This window comes from Betaproteobacteria bacterium (assembly GCA_016713305.1).
In the GTDB taxonomy this organism is placed as follows: Bacteria; Pseudomonadota; Gammaproteobacteria; order Burkholderiales.
Genome location: JADJPK010000001.1, coordinates 44,420 through 60,962 on the forward strand (window position 1 = coordinate 44,420; position 16,543 = coordinate 60,962).

The window sequence follows — 16,543 nt, forward strand, 5'->3', positions numbered from 1 at the left end:
GACCCCCCTCTAACTCGGCGGGGCGGCCCAGAACGCGTACGCTGGCACCTGTGGGGCGATTAGGGGCGTTGCCGGACCCTGCCCCGAGCAGAAAAACGGCCCGCGTCCGCGGGCCTTGGGGGGCCCTCCGGTGGTGGTTCGTACACTGTAACCCAGGGGCTACCAAATGTGACAGTGTACGAACCGCAGGGAACTGCGCGAGGCGGTACCGCACCGCGAACGTACACCGGTTCTGAATGAGCACCTTTTCCACCGAAAGGCGGGGAAGGTGCTTTCTTGCGTTTGGGATGTTCTTGCGTTGGTGGATCAGCATTCAAGCCAGCGCGCCACCGGCTGCGTCAGGAACTCCTCCACGGGCAGCTGCGCATCGCCGACCACCAGCGTGCGTCGGGGCCGGAACAACTGCTCGAAGGCCAGCAGACCCGGTGGGCCGGCGGGCGCGCGCCCGCTCTTGACCTCGATGGCCGTGATTTCGCGGTTGCTGCGCACGATGAAGTCCACTTCGCGGGAGCTCTCCCGCCAGTAGAAGAGCTCACACTCGCCGGCGGCGGCGGCATTGGCCAGGTGGGCGCCGACCGCCGATTCGACCAGGCGACCGCGGAACTCGCGGTCGGCCAGCGCCGCCTCGGGCGTCAGGCCCGAGGTCGCCGTCATCAGCGCCGTGTTCATCACCTGCAGCTTGGGACTCGAGCCGCGTCGGCGCACGGCTTCCCCGGCGAACTTCTCCAGCCCGCGCACCATGCCGACGCCTGCCAGCAGGTCCAGGTAATGGGCCAGGGTCGTGGTGTTGCCGGCATCCTGCAGCTGTCCGATCATCTTGTTGTAGGACAGGATCTGTCCCGAGTACCGGCAGCTGAGATCGAACAGTCGTCGCAGCAACGCCGGCTTGTCGACGCGCGTGAGCAATAGGACGTCGCGGGAAATCGTCGTCTCGATCAATGCCTCGAGTACATACAGGCGCCAGCGCGCCGGGTCGTGGCGCAGTGACATGGCGCCGGGATAGGCGCCGAAATAGAGGAATTCATCCAGCGTCAATCCGAATGCCGCGCGCATTTCGCCATAAGACCAATGCTGGACCTGCAGTGTCTCGAAGCGACCGGCGAGGCTCTCGGTCAGCCCGCGCTGGACCAGCAGTGGCGCCGAACCCAGAAGCACCACCTGCAGGCGCGTCGCAGTTCGCGTATCCTCGTCCCACAGGCGTTTGGTGACTTCGGCCCAGCCGTCCACCTTCTGGATTTCATCGACGATCAGGACCGCGCCGTCCGGCTCGTTGCTGCGCGCGAGCCGGCGCGCCTCATCCCACTGCGCATGCAGCCAGGCAGCGTTGCGCAATGTCGGTTCGTCTGCCGAGGCGTAAATGCCGGGTCGTCCGAGTGTGTCGAGGACCTGGCCCACCATCGTTATCTTGCCCACCTGGCGGGCGCCGGTGACGACCTGGATGAAGTGCCGGGGCTCGCGCAGACGACCTGCAAGATCGTCGGCGCGCTGGCGGCGGAAAGGAGTGTCTTTCGATTTGCTCTCCATGGTGAGATATTATACTCAACAAACTGAGTAAATCAAGATCAATTCTCCAATGCGCTGCTGGGCAATAGGTTACGTCCGAGCCGCCCCGTTGTGCTTCCCAATTATTCCATCGGCCAAGGGATCTCACCATTCGGTACGGCCAACCGTCGATTCATATTGGCAGCCGGAACCGGTGTGTCTCCCAGCAATTCCTTCGGGCAACAGGGGCTCCAGTCCGCTTCCGCGTGCCAAAATGCGCACACTGGCCCTTGGGCGGCTTTCTGCGGCACGGACGGATCCCGCGCCAAGCAGAAGAACGGCCCGCGTCAACGGGCCTTGGGGGGCTCTCTGGCTGTGGTTCGTGCACTGTAGAGGGGCCACCGGATGTGACAGTGCACGAACCGCAGAGGAACTGCGGACGCGGCACGACACCGCGTACGTGCACCAGTCCTGAAAGAGCACGTTCTTCGCCCGCCGGCGGGGAAGGTGCACTGCTTTCACGCCGGGAAGTGCGTCCGCCGCCGCCGCCGCCCGCATCTTCAGGGCAGCGAACCGACCCCGACAATCAACTGCCGTCAACTCCCGAGCCGCACCACCACACCCTATTCCCCAGGGGTCCGATCAACGCCGACCACGCGGACACGCGAGCCGACTTCACAGAAGAACTCCTGCGACCACACCGCGGTGGCATCGGCATCCTTGACGAATGGCGCGACGTCCTGCCGGGCGGACGCAACCTTGAGGGCGTGCGTTCTCTGCAGCAGCCGCTCGCGGAAGAGATCCTCGGACAGCACGCTGTCGCTGGCAAGGTGTCCGCTCTGGCGCATACGGGTCGCCAGGTGCGCAAGATCCAATGGGATTCCCCTGGCAACGAACCAGACGAAATCGTACCAGTCACGCCCCTTGACCCGGGATCGCCACTGGCGGCACAGCACGGCGTGCATCTTGCCGGCAAACAGGCACGGCGGCGTGAAGGTGCGCACGGAAAATGGAATGGGCTGCAACAGGAAGCGCGATTCCGTCGCGAAGCCACCGGGCGGATCGGTGTCGACTTCGAGTCGGATCTTCAGGAGACGGCCTCTGGGAATGGCCTTGACGATCTCCTCATCCGTGGCGACAACCAGCACCTCCCGATAGGTGTCGGCCTTCAGGAAAGCCGACTGCACCGCGCTGGGGCGCGCCTTTTCCTTTCTCTGGACGCTGACCGTGAAGCCGAATGCCTGCAACTCCCTCTCCAGCGCACGGCCGTACGCACCCAGATCGAAATCCGGCGTCGCGGCCAGCAGGGAGAAGTCCATGTCCTCGGAATAGCGGTCCAGGCCATGCAGGACCCGCAACGATGTTCCACCATAGAAGGCGGCGGCCTCGAAGAACTTGCTCCGCCACAGGCCGAGCAGGACGATCTCCTGCATGATTTCGCGCAACGCATTGGTGTAATCGATGGCAGTCCGGCAGTTGTATCGGGCCATCATGGCGGCTACTGCTTCATGCATGGGCTCGACCTCCTCCATGATCCTGCAGGCGCTCGACCACCGACGCCAGAAGGCGGATCCTCCTGGAGCGGTAGCGTCCGGCGTAGTCCCTGAGCAGATCCGCCCGCAGGGAGCGGATGCCCGCCGGGTCGATCCTCAGGTTCTCATCCAGGTAGGCCCGGATGTCGCCCTGCGTGCGCAAGGCCACCTTGTCGGCATGCAGCTTGTCGGCCAGGGCCTTTTCGGGCACCGCCAGCAGATACGCCCGTCCCCGTTCGACCTCGACCCTTTCCACGCCGGCCCTGAACGCCGCCAACGGCACCGCGCGATAGGTGAAGCGGCCGATAGGGGTGGAGAATTCCCGCGTCCTGTTGACGGTAACGGACGTCACCGCCTCGACGCGTTCGGGAATGAGACCGTGATGCTGAAGGGCATACTCGAGGGAAACGTAGGATGGGCCGTAGATCAGATTGGCCAGGATCTCCACGTGGACCGGAGCGCGCCGATAGGCTTCGCCGAAAACGTACAGGCCCTTCTTGACGCGGATGATCGTGCCTTGACTCAAGAGCCTTGTGATGCGATCGCGGGGGCTCCGGTAGTCGCTCAGGGCGGTCAACAGGATCTGGTAGTCGAATTCCTCGTAGGGAATCCGGAGCGCGAGGGGTTCGTTGGACATGGGGCCTGCTCCGCGATTCGATGTCCCTGGGATGGCCTTGCCTGTGCTGTGAATGGCATGTATGTCGACGTATCGTCGACTTACTATGTATTTGTAGCACATTCTTGAGATCCGTCAATGCCCCAACAGGCGCATCGTTCGAACGAGCGGGCTGCCGGTCGGCAGCGGGCACCGGGGTCGGCAGGTTGACGACCCGACGGTCACGGTCGGCCATGGGCGCAAGGCCGACGGGATCCTCGGGTGCGACACTACGATGCTGGCCGTCATGAGGTCATCTGGAACGGCGGCGACGATGCCGGCCGCCAGTTGGCCTCCGGCATCTACTTCTGCTGCCTCAAGGCAGGGGGGTTCCCTGAGAATGAGACGATCGTGCTGTTGCAATGGTCCGCGTCCTTTTCCGACTTCTTCGATCCGGCCGCCAAGCCCAGCGAGGTTTGGCGGCCGGCCTCCCTGGTGGAGGCGGTATGGTCTAGGTCGGCGCCGGGCTGCCGTTTCTGGCGTTGGGCATTGTCAGCTTTCGCCCCATAGTCGTCCCCGGCTTCGCGGCAAAGGGAGCGAGGCACCATCGCGCGACGGGTTGCACCCGTTCTTGGCGCGATCGGTGTTGGCTGGATCCGGAGGCCGGTCAATCTTCGTGTTCGCAATCTTCCCATACCCTCATCACGATGCTGTAGGATCCGTATGGGTGTTCGGCGCGCGGGCGCCGGAACCGGCCACTTTCCGGCTGGTCATAGCTGCCCGCACGGTAGCGCCGAAGCAGACGAAGGGGGAGCTCCATGCGATTCCTTCGAGTGTCGAGAATCTGTTGTCTGGGCTGTTCTATCGTTGTGGCCGCACTGCTAGGTAGTTCACGCATGGCAGTGGGCGGCACGTTGACCGTCCGGTGGCTGGGCTCTCCGGAATCGTCGCCGAACCTGGTGCCTCCCGCCGGACACTTCGTCGGCCATTTCGCCAATCCGGTCGCGTGGGCGACCGACATCGACAACAGTTTCTACCTCTTGGGGCACACGTTCGACCCGACCGTCGAGGTGCCGGACTGCACCGAGGGCTTTCGGGTGTTGTCGTACCACCTCGTGCTCGCCAAGACGGATGCCGCACCCTGGACGGCGGACCCTATGATGACTCTGACCGACGGCTGGAGCCTGGACCTCATCCCGCCGGGAACGACGTGTCAGTCGCCACCTTCGGGCGCCTATGGTCCGCGCTATGCCACCGGCTGGTACTGCGGCACGTCGTCCAGCTCATGGACTTCGGATGTCAATCTCGCGGGCTTCTACGAGCTTGTATTCAGCGATCTGCCTGACGGCGGCTGTGTGTCGGCCGACTATTCACACGTCATGAACGTGGTCCCCTGGACCTTTTCCTCCGAGTTGTGGGGGAGTCGGGTCTTCCCGGCGGTTGACGAGGTGCCCGGGCACTGCCCCGACCACAGGGCGACTCCGAACATGGGCTACCTGTGGTGGTTTGAATTCGTGGCGCCCGGCAACATCATCATGTGGGCCGATGTTACCTGCTGCGAGCCGGCGGTCGGCACGATCCCGCAGAAGTGGGGGAGCTTGAAGGCAGCCTGGCGCTGATGAACGCCACTGGCTCATGCGTCCGCCTGGCGGTGGCTCGGCATCCGGCCTTGGCGGAACGTTGTTGCGTGCGTGCGGTTCTGGTATGTTCGGCTCACCGTAACCGCAACGGGCGCAAGGCCAACGGAGTTTGTGGGGAGGCATTGTGAAGCCGCGTGCGGAAGTAGGGAGAGGACGATGAGCCAGCGTCGAGCGCCGATGATGGTTCCCATATTCCTGTTGGCGGTCACGTCCGCATCCGCCCGGAGCGACAGCGTTGCAGCCGCGCCCGATGCGTATGCGGGCACCGTGGTGGTCATCGACGTGCCGGCGCCTTCGCTGGCCGGGAGCTCGCTGGGGATGCCGCCGACCGAGCGTGCGGTCGTCTACCTTCCGCCATCGTACGCGGCTGATGCTGAGAAGCGCTATCCGGTGGTCTACTACCTCACCGGCTTCGCGGACCAGATCTTCCTCTACAGCTTCGTGCCCTACTATCAGGGCTTCCTGCTGCAGGAGGCCATGGACAGGCTGATCGGTCAGGGGGAGATCGGGGAGATGATCGTGATCATCCCCAACGGGTTGACGCCATTCGGTGGGTCCTTCTACGTCAACTCCCCGGTCAACGGCAACTGGGAGGATTTCATCGCCCGCGACCTTGTCGGCTACGTCGACGCCGCCTTCCGTACTGTCGCGGTTCCGCGGGCGCGGGCCATTGCCGGCCATTCCATGGGCGGATTCGGCGCCCTGAACCTGGCCATGCGCCATCCCGACACCTTCGCGGCCGTCTACGCGCTATCCCCGGGTCTGGCCGCTCCCGGTGGTCTGGAGACCCATCCCAGCTTCGCGGACGACGCCGTCCGTCAACGTGTCCGCGATCTCCTGGACCGCGCCGACGCCATGGACAGTTGCATGAGCAAGGTCACGCTCCTGACCCAGGCGAGCTACTGGAACCAGATCTACGACACCCTCCCTCTATTCGCGGTGGCGTACATGGCGGCCTTCGCAACGGACTCTGCGGGGAGCGGTTCCGGCCTGGACTACCCCTACCGCCGGCAGGGAGACAACTTCGTGAAGGACCCGGTCGCTTGGGACAGATTCGAGCGAGGATTCGGCGGGTGGGACGAGAAGATCCCGCAGAATCTGGACAACCTGCGGAGGCTGTCGGCCATTACCATCGATGTTGGCGAGAACGACGCGCACGCCTGGATCCCCGCGGGCTGCCGCTACGTCTCCGAGCTTCTGACGAAGGCCGGAGTGACCAACCAGTTGGTCGTGTTTCCCGGCGGCCACGAGGACCGACTGCGGGAGCGCCTGGAGACCGCGCTGTTGCCCGCCCTTTCCCGCTGTTTTGCAGGACAGCGGTGACGTCCCGGCGTGTCCTTTCCGTTGGATCGAACGGGCAAGAGCGCGCACCGTTCGCAGCTGCCGCCCGCCACTTCGCGACGGCCACCGAGGCCGCCGAGGGGGGACCTTGGCGCCCCGGTCGGGCGGTGCGGCGCGTTCCCGGCTCCGTGCCCCAGAACACGCACACTGGTCCCGGTGGGGTTTCCTGCGGCTCTTTCGGTTCCAGCCTCGAGCGGAATAACGGCCCGCGTCAGCGGGCCCTGGCGGCCTCTCCGTTGGTGGCTCGTACACTGGAAACCAGGGGCCGCCAATTGAAGATCTCCCCTTTCGGATGGTAGGAGAGATTTCCTTTGCAGACGAGTCGATGAGGTCGCAGGGCACGTGGGCGCCATCAGGCATACCGTGGGCAGCGACGGGACTTGACAGTACCGGTGACTCTGACAAGGCCGGTGGCGTAGTTGGGTGCGACAAGACGGCGTTCGGAGAGTGAACGGTCTATGATCGGCGCACCGAAAAGGTGCCCGGCATGACCCGGGCACTCTTCACACAGGATGGCGGCACGCCCCGGATTACCGGAACAACGATTTCGCAGACCCCCAGCTGGCGTTCTCAAGACCGACCGGTGCCTCGCAGCAGTCCGTTTCCGCGAAGATGTACGGGTCGCCCTGCAGCCCGAAGGTCCCCATGTCGGTCCACACACCCCCGAAGAAGGCGAAATACGAATGGCAGTTCAGAATGCCGTTGCCGTCCAGGACCGGGCCAACAAAGCCGGTGCCGATGTTGGAGGTAGTGAAGATCAAGAAGTAGGGGCGGCCCGTTTCGATGCAGGGGGCTGCCCAATTCGCGCTGATGGCGTAGCTGCCGATCGCTGTGATACCAGACACTTCGGTCCAGCCGCTTGTAGCCTGCTGCAAGCCTGGCCTGTAGCAACCGCCCCCGTCGTCGATGACGTCAGCGATCGCGGCCGACACCCGCAGCGTTGCCCCGGGTTCCAAGTGCAGCAGCATTCTCACGCGCGAGAAAGTGAAGCCAAGATCGCAGGTCGGGCAGTCGGCCGGATCGATCAGCACCGCGTAAGAACGGCTGGCCGAGCTGCTGACCAGGACGCCCCAGCCAGGCGGAATGTGTGGATTGCCCAGAATGCAGGCGAAGCTGGACGAAGCCGGGCTGTACTCCTCAATCGTGACGACCGGGCGGTCGTCGACCGGAGCCGGGACGGCGAAGCCCATGACCGGCAACAGCAGCAGAGCGGCGATAGCCAGCGTCTTCATGTTCCGATCCTCCTTGTTGAATCCATGAATGGGCGGCCCCGACGAATTCCCAGACGGGTAGCGGACCGCCTTTCAGGGGCTGCAAGCAGCCTCCCACCTGTGCGGATCGTACCAGACTGGCCGATGCGCTCGCAATGGGCCCTGTGGGCCGATCGCGGCTGATGGCCGAACCCATGCCGCGGGTGACCATTCCGGTGCGGTGGTCGCCATGGCTGCAACCAGTTGCAGAATGCGTCACTAATTTCCCACCGCAGTAAATGCCTATCGGAATTTCTCTGCGTCGCAAGCTGCAACGGACTCACGGAAGAAAAACGTGAGCAGGTGGCTGTGGGGCATCGGCGCGCGGCGCTCCGAAAGGGCTGGTCGCAGCACCGGACGCAATGCCGGCTCATCGCATGGGAGTGACGGTGCGGTTTGACATTGCCGTCGCTTGGACCGTAAAGTCATGAGGCTCCGACACCAGGGCTTTGTTTCGATTCCGATGCTCGGCGCGAAGGGAGACTCCATGTTGTCACGAAGCGTATCGCTGCTGATCCTGCTGCCGGCGATCGCCACCGCGCAGCAGATCGACGCCACCTGGGTGGGCGAGTTGGTTGGCCCGGCCCAGACGGCCTGTGTCCTCGTCGTTCCCGGCGGCGCGGGGAATCCGCTGGCTGAGGCACGCACGCCGACGGGCGAGCCGATCGACGCCACGATTTCCGCGATTCTCGTCGACAGCTCCTGGAATCCCGTGGGGAACTTCCACCGGATGGATACCTGGATCGAGTTTCCTGCCGGGTCCGGGACGATCAACCGCTGCGGGCCCTACCCGGGTCGGACGTTCGTGATGGATACCCACACGGATGCGCTTGGCCGAACCGGTGTGGCCTTGCCCCTGGCGGCCGGCGGGTGGAGCGAGGGACCGGTCGTCTTCAAGGTGAACGACAATCCGGCCGAGACGCCGGCGCATGACATCTGGCCGTTGTTGCAGCTGCAGGTCAACAGCCCGGACATCAACGGCGATCGCGTGGTCAATCTGGCCGACATCGCCCTCTTCGCCGGTGACTACGCCGGGCCGTTCCACATGCGCAGCGATCTGCACCGGGACGGCGTCTTGAACCTGTCCGATATCGCCATTGTCGCCCTTCATATGGGCGCCGAATGCCAGTAGCGCACGTCCGGCTGCAGCCGGCGTCAGGATCTTGTCGCACTCGGGAATCTCCCCCTCCGGTTGGAGGGGGAGATCTTTTTCGCCGGGCCGCCCTACTTCAGGAGCACCAGCTTCCCGACCCGGGCAGCCCCTGCCGCCTCGACGCGCAGGAAGTACACGCCGCTGGCCAGCAGTTGCCCGTCGTCGTCCCTGCCATCCCAGACGACGCGGTGCGTGCCGGCATCTTTCCGCCCCTCGGCAAGAACGCGCACCTGCCTGCCGCGCGCATCGAAGACTCCCAGACGCACGGGCCCCTCGGCCGGCATCACGTATTCGACCGTGGTCTGCGGGTTGAACGGGTTGGGGTAGCTCCGGGCCGCGATGAGGGCGCCGGGCACGGCGCCCTCGTCGACACTCGACGGGTACACCCGCTCCACGTCGATGTAGTTCAGGCTGAACAGCCAGCCTGTCTTGTCCGTGTCGGAGTCGAAGTCGAACCGCATGATGTGCGTGCCGGCGGCCAGCGGCACGGCCTCGACGCGCTTCGGCGTCCAGAACTGGAAGCCGCCGGTGGACGGCACCGGCCGCTTCCCGCTCACGTCCTCGTTGTCGATGGACAGCGTGAAGTTGCCGAAGCCCGGCACCGTCGCCACGTAGGGGATGACGTCGTAGTACCCCGCCTCGGCCACGGAGAACGTGTACTCGAGCCACTCGCCCGCGACGATCCAGTACACGTCGTAGCCGCCGCCGGCGGCGCCCTCCAGGTCGACGCCCTCGGTCGGCCGGTAGACCAGCCCGATGTTGTTGGCATTCACGTCGTGGTAGGCCAGGCCCTCGCCGCCCAGGTCGTAGTTCTCCGCCTCGATCCTCCCGGGCATCTGTGCCGGCACGCCGAAGTAGGGGGTGCCGCTGGGCAGCACGGTCACCAGGACGCTGTCCCGCGCGGTGAGGGCCAGCGAATTGGTGACGGCAAGGTGGACCCAGTGCTCGCCGACGTCGGTGAAGGTGACGGCCGTGTCGGCGGCGGTGCTGGCGCCGGCGCCGGCGAACGTCCAGGCGAAGGTCAGGGGCCGGTCGTTCGGGTCGAAACTCTGGCTGCCCGTGAACTGCACGTTCAGCGGGGCCTTGCCGGTGGTCCGGTTCGCCAGCAGCAGCACCACGGGCGCGTCCGGGTCGACGGGCGAGGTGCTGAACGACGCCGTCTGGCGCGGGCCGACCGTGAAGGAGAAGCCGTCGGTGAACGTGACCAGCCGGCTGGTCGAGCCGGCGTTGTGGGCCACGTAGGTCAGGTCGCCGGCCGCATCGCGGAAGACGGCGTAGGTGGGGGTGTCGGCCAGGATCGTCGTCTCGACCCGGCCCATCTTCTTGAGGTTGAACAGCCAGTGCAGCGTGTGCGCGCGCGACTCGCCGTCGAACGGCTCGTAGTCGCTGTCGGCGAAGTAGTGCGACAGCGCCAGGTTCGGTTCCGCCAGCGCCAGGAACTCCCACAGGAGGTCCTGCCAGATGATCGGCTGCCCGCCGCGTTCGGCCACGATCTCGGCGTAGTTGGCCAGCACGTAGTCGGGGTGGTGGCCCAGGTACAGGAGCCGCCGTTGACCGGCAGGATGTTGATGCCGTGGATGAACTCCGGGTTGGCCCCGAACCACGTCGAGTGGACGCCCTTGCCGCCCCAGACCATGCCGATGGCCACATGCGGGTAGGTTGCCGGGAAGACCGCATTGTCCACGTCGAACCAGTACTGCTCGACGGCGGTCTTCTCGGTGGCGTGCAGGTAGACGCCCAGGTTGCGGATGTCCGTCTGCCCGGTCGCCTCGCCCCAGAGGATGGCGGCCGTGGCGAAGTTCATGGACTCGGGCTGGACTACTGGTTGTTGCCGTCGCCGAAGTCCCCGTGCCCCGCCGCCCAGGAATGCCCGGCGTACGCGTCGTGGGACCGCAGGAACGGAAACCGCGTGTCGGTCCGGTCCCAGTTGTTGCAGTCGCGGATCAGCAGGTTGACCATGCCGCCCCAGTTCTCCTGCGCCGCCCAGGCGCTGTCGTACTGCGCCACGGTGGCCGCGCTCAGGATGGCGTAGGCCGCGTGGAAATGATGGTCGTTGATCTGGTTGTCCGCGCCGTAGCCGGACGGGTAGCCGGTCAGGACGTCCCAACTGTCGAGGTACGCGTACTGCTGCGCGCCGCCGACCGTGAACCAGTCCTCGAGCCGGCTCTTGATCTCGGCCAGGAAGTGGTCGCGCTCGGCCGTCGCGCCCAGCTGGTCGGCGATGTGGACCAGGTGGGCGAAGCGGCCCATAGCCTTGCCGTTCTCGTAGGTGGGGCCCACGGGCAGGCTCTCGGTCGCCACGGCCTGCACGTGCGCCAGCAACTCGGCGCGGTTGTAGTCGCCGCGGTCCGGCAGCGCCGGCAGCACGCCGCCGAACGGCAGCTCGGTCGTGAAGGTGCTGCCCTCGTACAGCTTCATCTGGCCGTTGACGGACGGGTACGCGTAGCCGGTCAGCGTGGCGGTCGTGTTGAGCCATTGGTGGCGGTAGAGCGCGGTCATCGTCTGGTCGACGCTGGTCCCGTTGCTCTCCATCAGCTCGGTCTCGTACGTGTAGGTGGTCTGCAGCAGCGCGGTCGCCTCGTTGTACTGCCAGTCGACGGTGCTGTCGGTCACGAAGGCGTAGGCGTGCTTGCGGAAGAGCGCGATGGTCGCCGGCTGGGCATCGGGCAGCAGCGCGATCGACAGGTAGTCCTGGCCGTTCAGCGAGGACTGCAGCGGGCCGCTGCCCGTCCAGGTGGAGCCGGTCGGCGCGAAGACGCCGTAGTGCCGGCCCTGGATCGTCAGTCCGAGCGTCCCGTCCTGGTTGTACCAGGTGGTGAACCCGCCCTCGGGCGTGACGACGGCGTTGCCGCCGGTCACCTGGAAGAAGACGAACGGCAGGCCGTGGCCGAAGGTGGCCTCCATCGTCTGCGCTTCGTCGGCCCACCGCGCGGTGGCGGTCCAGTCGCCGTAGCCGTGCGTGCGCGTCTGCGCGGCGGCCAGTCCGGCGACACCTACCGTTAGCTGCTGCGACCACGGATACAGGTAGTCGTTGGCGGCGAACACGTGAGTCGGCGTGTGGCCGATCCGCAGCCCCGTCCCGACGGCCTTGACCATTAGCGGATGGGCGTAGAGCACGTTGCTGTGCGGATCGCTGTAGAACGGGTAGATCAGGCTGCTCCAGAAGTCGTTCGTCTGCACGGGCAGGGAGAACGCCGACGAGACCTTGGGCAGGATGTCCTGGCCGGACGAGTTCTGCGGGCCCACCTCGCCCGGCGGCAGGGTGGTGCTGTAGCTGCCGAGGCCCACGTTCACGGTTTCGGCCAGCGCGGAGCCGGCGGCGATCGCGGCCAGGAACAGCAGCAGGGAGCGGATGGACGCCTTGGGGGTCATGGCCAGCCTCTGGGTGCGCGGTGGGGTGCTGGCCGTGGGGGCGCCTGCACGGGACTTTGGGTGCGAACTTTGTTCGGTTACCGAGCATAGTCGATCTTGCCGACGGATTCAAGTCCGCAATGGGCGTACGGCCGACCTGGTGTCGACAGGCGCTTTTGAACGAACGTCGCGAAGCAGTTCACAATCTCAGAACCTGCTATACTCACTCACGGCAACCGCAGCGGAGGCAGGGCCGACGGATCTCTGGGGCGGGACTCGCCGGATGGAGCGCAACCGGAAGGTCGGTCGATGACGATCGCAGCCAAGACGATGTGCAGTTCAGCCGTCGGCCGCACGGCCCTCGCCATCCTGTCGATCACCACGGTGTGCGGCGCCAGTGCAGCCGCCGACTGGGCGCCGAGCAAAGCCGCGGCGAATTCCGGGGCCGCGGCGGGTGCGGTTGTCGCCGACGTGAACGAGGCGAGCTGGTCCGGGCTTGGCACCGGGGTGGACTCCGCCGTGGAAGCGCTGGCCGTGGACAGGCATGGGCGCCTCTATGCCGGCGGTTCGTTCCATCTCGCCGGCGGGGCAACCGTCAACCAGGTGGCCAGGTGGGACGGCTTCCAGTGGTCGGCGCTCGGTTCGGGCATGGTCGAACGGGTCTTCGCGCTTGCCGTGGCCGCGAACGGCGATGTCTATGCCGGCGGCGCCTTCTGGGCGGCCGACGGCGCGCCCGCGGCCCACATCGCCAGGTGGGACGGGACCTCCTGGTCCGCACTGGGTCCGGGGTTGGACGGCTGGGTGTACGCGTTGGCCTTCGATCCGAATGGCCACCTCTATGCCGCAGGCGAATTCTCGAACTCCGGCAGCACACGGGTCCGCGGCGTCGCCCGCTGGGACGGGACAAACTGGTCCGCGCTCGGCTCGGGCCTGGGCGGCTCCTACGAAAGCAACAGCGGCTACGCCCTGGCTGTGGACGACAACGGCGTCTACGTCGGGGGCTACTTCACGACCGCCGGCGGCGTGCCGGCGTCCCGCATCGCCAGGTGGGACGGCTCCGCGTGGTCGGCGCTCGGAACGGGCACGAATGACGGTGTGGAGGCACTGGCCGTGGATGCGAACGGCAACCTCTACGCGGGGGGCTGGTTCACGACGGCCGGTGGTGTTCCGACTGCCCGCCTCGCCAGGTGGGATGGCACGACCTGGTCGGCGCTCGGCACGGGAACGCACGGCGGCTTCTTCGCGTTGGCGCTGGATGCACACGGGAATCTCCACACCGGCATCGCCCGGTGGGATGGGGCCAGCTGGTCGGACATCGGCTCGGGGCTGGAAGGCTCGGTACGCGCCCTGGCCCCGCGCGGTAGCGCCGACCTCTTCGTCGGCGGCTCGTTCGCCACCGCCGGCGGCACGCCTGCCGCGAATGTCGCCCTGTGGCACGAACCTACGCCCAGCCCCGTTCCGTTGGACGGCACCGCGCGTGCCCGCATGACGTTGTTCGATGCTGTCCCGAACCCGTTCAATCCGCGCACCACGCTGCGGTTCGAACTGCCTCACACCGCGCTCGTGCACCTGGCCATCCATGACCTGCGCGGGCGGCTGGTGCGCTCGCTCGTGGACGAAGAGCTTGCGGCTGGTGAGCACGAGAAGGTTTGGAACGGCCTGGATGACACGGGTGCGCCGGTCGCGTCGGGGACCTACCTGGCGCGGATCGACGCCGGCGGGCGGCTGGCGACGTCATGGCTGACGCTGATCCGTTGAGTTGGCTCCGGCAGCTGATCGGTCTATCGATCTGGCTTGTGGTGGATCTGCTCAGGCGACGGACATCCTTGGCCATGTGATTTCGTCGGTTGAGGTTGGCGTCGTGGGGTGGGGCGAAGGTGCCGGTGCTGGTGCTCATGCCCGGCGGCAGCACGCGCCGGGCCGGGCACAATCTTGACGGCACAACCATCGTGATATGCTATGCTCGCGACACCGCAACCACATTGCGGACGGTGCGGACGAGTCCATTGCCGTTTCATCAGGGGTCAAGCATGGAATCAAGAACTGCTCAGACCGTACAGACCGCTCACTCAGAAATCCATCGCGATCCCGCAATCAGCGCCGGTTCATCCTTGGCCTTCTTTGCTGCCTGACCGCTTCGGCGGGTTCGCACCAGGCGGATGCCAAGCCGTTCTCGGCCATCGTTCCCCACCAGGATGCACGTCAGGACCGCCGGAGACGGATTGACGGCGAACTGGTGGGGCTACATCACCGCAACGACGGAGGCGCTTGACGAATCCGACTTCCGCGACGCACGTATCCTGGTGCGCGACAGCAGGGACTCCGTCGATGCCTTCCTTTACGGGTTCATGAATACCTGGGCTTACACGCCGCTGGCGCCGGACAGCTTGCAGGCAACAGGCTGAGCGCCAATCTGGTGCTGGATGCGTTCATCCTCCCCAGCGAAGTCATCGTGGCGCCCGAGGTGCCGCCCATGAGTATCAGTTTCTCGTACCCGTCCGGGTTCGTCAGTACCAAGACGTTCGATTGCAGCTTCCGGTTCGGCGACCATGTCATTGCGTACTCGGTAGTCGTCGACTTCGACAACGTCGACCCGCTCATGGTGTTCACGGAAGGCGCGGCTGGATGCCATCTACGATCCGTTCCGCATTACCGGAGTCAGAGATGTCGGCAACGACCAGGGCGGGCAGGTGAGGTCGTCTGGCAGGCCTCGACCCACGAAGCGCCGGCAGACCCGCACCGCGTCACCGGCTATGCGGTCTTTCGCAAGCAGGATGAGTTCATGGGCGCGGGGTCGGGGACTTCGCCGTCGCCGGATGGGCTGACGAGCAGCAGGCACTGCGGCTGCTCGGTGGGACTACCTGGCCACCGTACCCGCGTTCGGTGATGATGGGTACCAATTCGTGGCGCCCACCTTGTGCGATTCCACAAGCCATAGCAACTGCCGGAGTACGTTCCTGATCCGGGCGATGACCGCGCAACCCGATATCTACTTCGAGACCGGCCCAGTGGCTGCTCCGTGGACAATCTTGCCCCGGGAATACCGGTATCCACCACGCGGCCTATCAGGCCGGCGTGACCCTCGATTGGGACGATGCCACCGAGCCTGATTTCCGATACCATCGAATCCACCGCGGCGAGAGTACGGTACTTCCACGCCGCTGTGGCGGAATCTCATCCACCGAACAACCACATCGGCCTGGGTCGATTCCACGCGGCCAGCCCTGGAGTTAGCACTCACAAAGGTCCGACTAACTGGACTTCGGCGGAAACAGGAGCGCGGCTGGATCGCCTGCCACCGTCTCAAGGGAGTTCGACCACGCGATTCCGGCGACCGGTGTCTGGCGTAGAACCGGTTCCAAACCCGTTCAGTCCATCAACGTCGACGTTGTTTTCGATCTGGTGGTAACATCGGGCCAAGTTGGAAGTGTTACGACCGCGCTGGTCGACTGGTGGTCCACTCTGCTGGACGAGCATCCGGGCGCCGGCAAGCGCTCCATCGTGTGGAGCGGACCCGGGATGCGGCGGGAGTGAAATCAGCGGCCGGCCTCTATTTCTATACGGCGAGGCCGGGCGGTTCATTCAGTACCAAGGCGATGGTCCACCGGTCAAGTAACCCGCGCCGCCAGGCGCACGGGGAAAGTCCTCGGCTGGACGGGAACGCCGCGCCAAAGATGGCGCGGTGCTTTACCGCACTGCACCGGCGTTCGGGAACCACGAGGAAGGTCCGTCGTGAAAGTAAGGTGCGCGGTCCCGAGACGATGGGGTGACCGGTCGGGCTGTTCATGATGGGCATGGCAGGGCCTGCTGGCTGCAGGGACCATCAGTTGGGTCCGCCGCACTGGGTCCGCCCGGATCTCTCCCGGGGCGCGACAGGCACGATCGTACGGGACGGCGACATCAATCCGGTGGTCTATTCGGGAAAGCTTCGCCGGACTGGCACAGGCTGGATATTGGGCCTGAGGGCGTTCCCCGCCACCAGGAACTCGGTCATTGTAATGCTGACAGGTATCCTGCTGGTGAAAGCCAAGCAGAGTGGCGAGTCACTTTTATATGAAAATCAAGCCATGGCGTTCCTCTCCACTCTTTGAAGTAGAGTCTAAATGTTTTTGCCCTCTAGAGCGTCCCCCGACTCGGCGCCAAGTTTCGCCCAGGGGTTCGACCGGCGCCCCCCTCTCCTTTGGAAGGTGTCGGTCATT

At 65.5% G+C, this 16,543-nt stretch carries 14 protein-coding genes; 8 read left to right on the forward strand and 6 right to left on the reverse strand.

Translation table 11 applies throughout. From position 1 onward, the window contains the following. Nucleotides 1-306 precede the first annotated feature (306 nt). The 3 genes from IPK20_00205 to IPK20_00215 all read right to left on the reverse strand — a co-directional run bounded on the left by IPK20_00205 (nt 307) and on the right by IPK20_00215 (nt 3,651). Nucleotides 307-1,524 carry an ATP-binding protein gene (locus tag IPK20_00205; GenBank protein MBK8015254.1) on the reverse strand — a complete coding sequence of 406 codons (1,218 nt, stop codon included), beginning with the start codon at nt 1,522-1,524 and terminating at the stop codon, nt 307-309. Nucleotides 1,525-2,105: 581 nt separating this feature from the next. Then, a complete protein-coding gene (locus IPK20_00210; GenBank protein ID MBK8015255.1) occupies nt 2,106-2,996 on the reverse strand; it encodes a nucleotidyl transferase AbiEii/AbiGii toxin family protein in 891 nt (296 codons plus the stop codon). After that, nucleotides 2,989-3,651: a hypothetical protein gene (locus tag IPK20_00215; GenBank protein ID MBK8015256.1), complete on the reverse strand. Its 663-nt coding sequence runs from the start codon at nt 3,649-3,651 to the stop codon at nt 2,989-2,991. Before IPK20_00215 ends, IPK20_00210 begins: the two co-directional genes overlap by 8 nt. A gap of 240 nt (nt 3,652-3,891) precedes the next feature. Between IPK20_00215 and IPK20_00220 the strand changes: the two genes are divergently transcribed. The 3 genes from IPK20_00220 to IPK20_00230 all read left to right on the forward strand — a co-directional run bounded on the left by IPK20_00220 (nt 3,892) and on the right by IPK20_00230 (nt 6,572). Beyond that, a complete protein-coding gene (locus tag IPK20_00220; protein ID MBK8015257.1) occupies nt 3,892-4,179 on the forward strand; it encodes a hypothetical protein in 288 nt (95 codons plus the stop codon). Nucleotides 4,180-4,505: 326 nt separating this feature from the next. Then, the gene (locus IPK20_00225) at nt 4,506-5,228 is read left to right on the forward strand and encodes a hypothetical protein (GenBank protein MBK8015258.1); all 723 of its coding nucleotides are present in this window, start codon (nt 4,506-4,508) and stop codon (nt 5,226-5,228) included. Between the two features lie 177 nt (nt 5,229-5,405). Next, complete coding sequence (locus tag IPK20_00230) at nt 5,406-6,572, forward strand: hypothetical protein (GenBank protein MBK8015259.1); 1,167 nt, start codon at nt 5,406-5,408, stop codon at nt 6,570-6,572. 548 nt (nt 6,573-7,120) lie between these two features. Here the strand turns inward: IPK20_00230 and IPK20_00235 are convergent. Further along, nucleotides 7,121-7,822 (reverse strand): hypothetical protein, encoded by a 702-nt coding sequence (locus tag IPK20_00235; protein MBK8015260.1) that lies wholly within the window; start codon nt 7,820-7,822, stop codon nt 7,121-7,123. Nucleotides 7,823-8,327: 505 nt separating this feature from the next. Between IPK20_00235 and IPK20_00240 the strand changes: the two genes are divergently transcribed. After that, nucleotides 8,328-8,972 carry a hypothetical protein gene (locus tag IPK20_00240; GenBank protein ID MBK8015261.1) on the forward strand — a complete coding sequence of 215 codons (645 nt, stop codon included), beginning with the start codon at nt 8,328-8,330 and terminating at the stop codon, nt 8,970-8,972. Nucleotides 8,973-9,064: 92 nt separating this feature from the next. Here the strand turns inward: IPK20_00240 and IPK20_00245 are convergent, their stop codons facing one another. Both IPK20_00245 and IPK20_00250 read right to left on the reverse strand, forming a co-directional pair. Continuing rightward, a complete protein-coding gene (locus tag IPK20_00245; protein MBK8015262.1) occupies nt 9,065-10,507 on the reverse strand; it encodes a carbohydrate-binding protein in 1,443 nt (480 codons plus the stop codon). Nucleotides 10,508-10,811: 304 nt separating this feature from the next. Then, the gene (locus tag IPK20_00250) at nt 10,812-12,365 is read right to left on the reverse strand and encodes a hypothetical protein (GenBank protein MBK8015263.1); all 1,554 of its coding nucleotides are present in this window, start codon (nt 12,363-12,365) and stop codon (nt 10,812-10,814) included. Between the two features lie 288 nt (nt 12,366-12,653). Here IPK20_00250 and IPK20_00255 point away from each other — a divergent pair, with 288 nt between their 5' ends. The 4 genes from IPK20_00255 to IPK20_00270 all read left to right on the forward strand — a co-directional run bounded on the left by IPK20_00255 (nt 12,654) and on the right by IPK20_00270 (nt 16,435). Further along, a complete protein-coding gene (locus IPK20_00255; GenBank protein ID MBK8015264.1) occupies nt 12,654-14,102 on the forward strand; it encodes a hypothetical protein in 1,449 nt (482 codons plus the stop codon). 464 nt (nt 14,103-14,566) lie between these two features. Beyond that, nucleotides 14,567-14,749 (forward strand): hypothetical protein, encoded by a 183-nt coding sequence (locus IPK20_00260; GenBank protein MBK8015265.1) that lies wholly within the window; start codon nt 14,567-14,569, stop codon nt 14,747-14,749. Between the two features lie 11 nt (nt 14,750-14,760). Further along, nucleotides 14,761-15,231: a hypothetical protein gene (locus IPK20_00265; protein ID MBK8015266.1), complete on the forward strand. Its 471-nt coding sequence runs from the start codon at nt 14,761-14,763 to the stop codon at nt 15,229-15,231. An 898-nt stretch (nt 15,232-16,129) separates the two neighbouring features. Next, the gene (locus tag IPK20_00270) at nt 16,130-16,435 is read left to right on the forward strand and encodes a hypothetical protein (protein MBK8015267.1); all 306 of its coding nucleotides are present in this window, start codon (nt 16,130-16,132) and stop codon (nt 16,433-16,435) included. Nucleotides 16,436-16,543 lie beyond the last annotated feature (108 nt).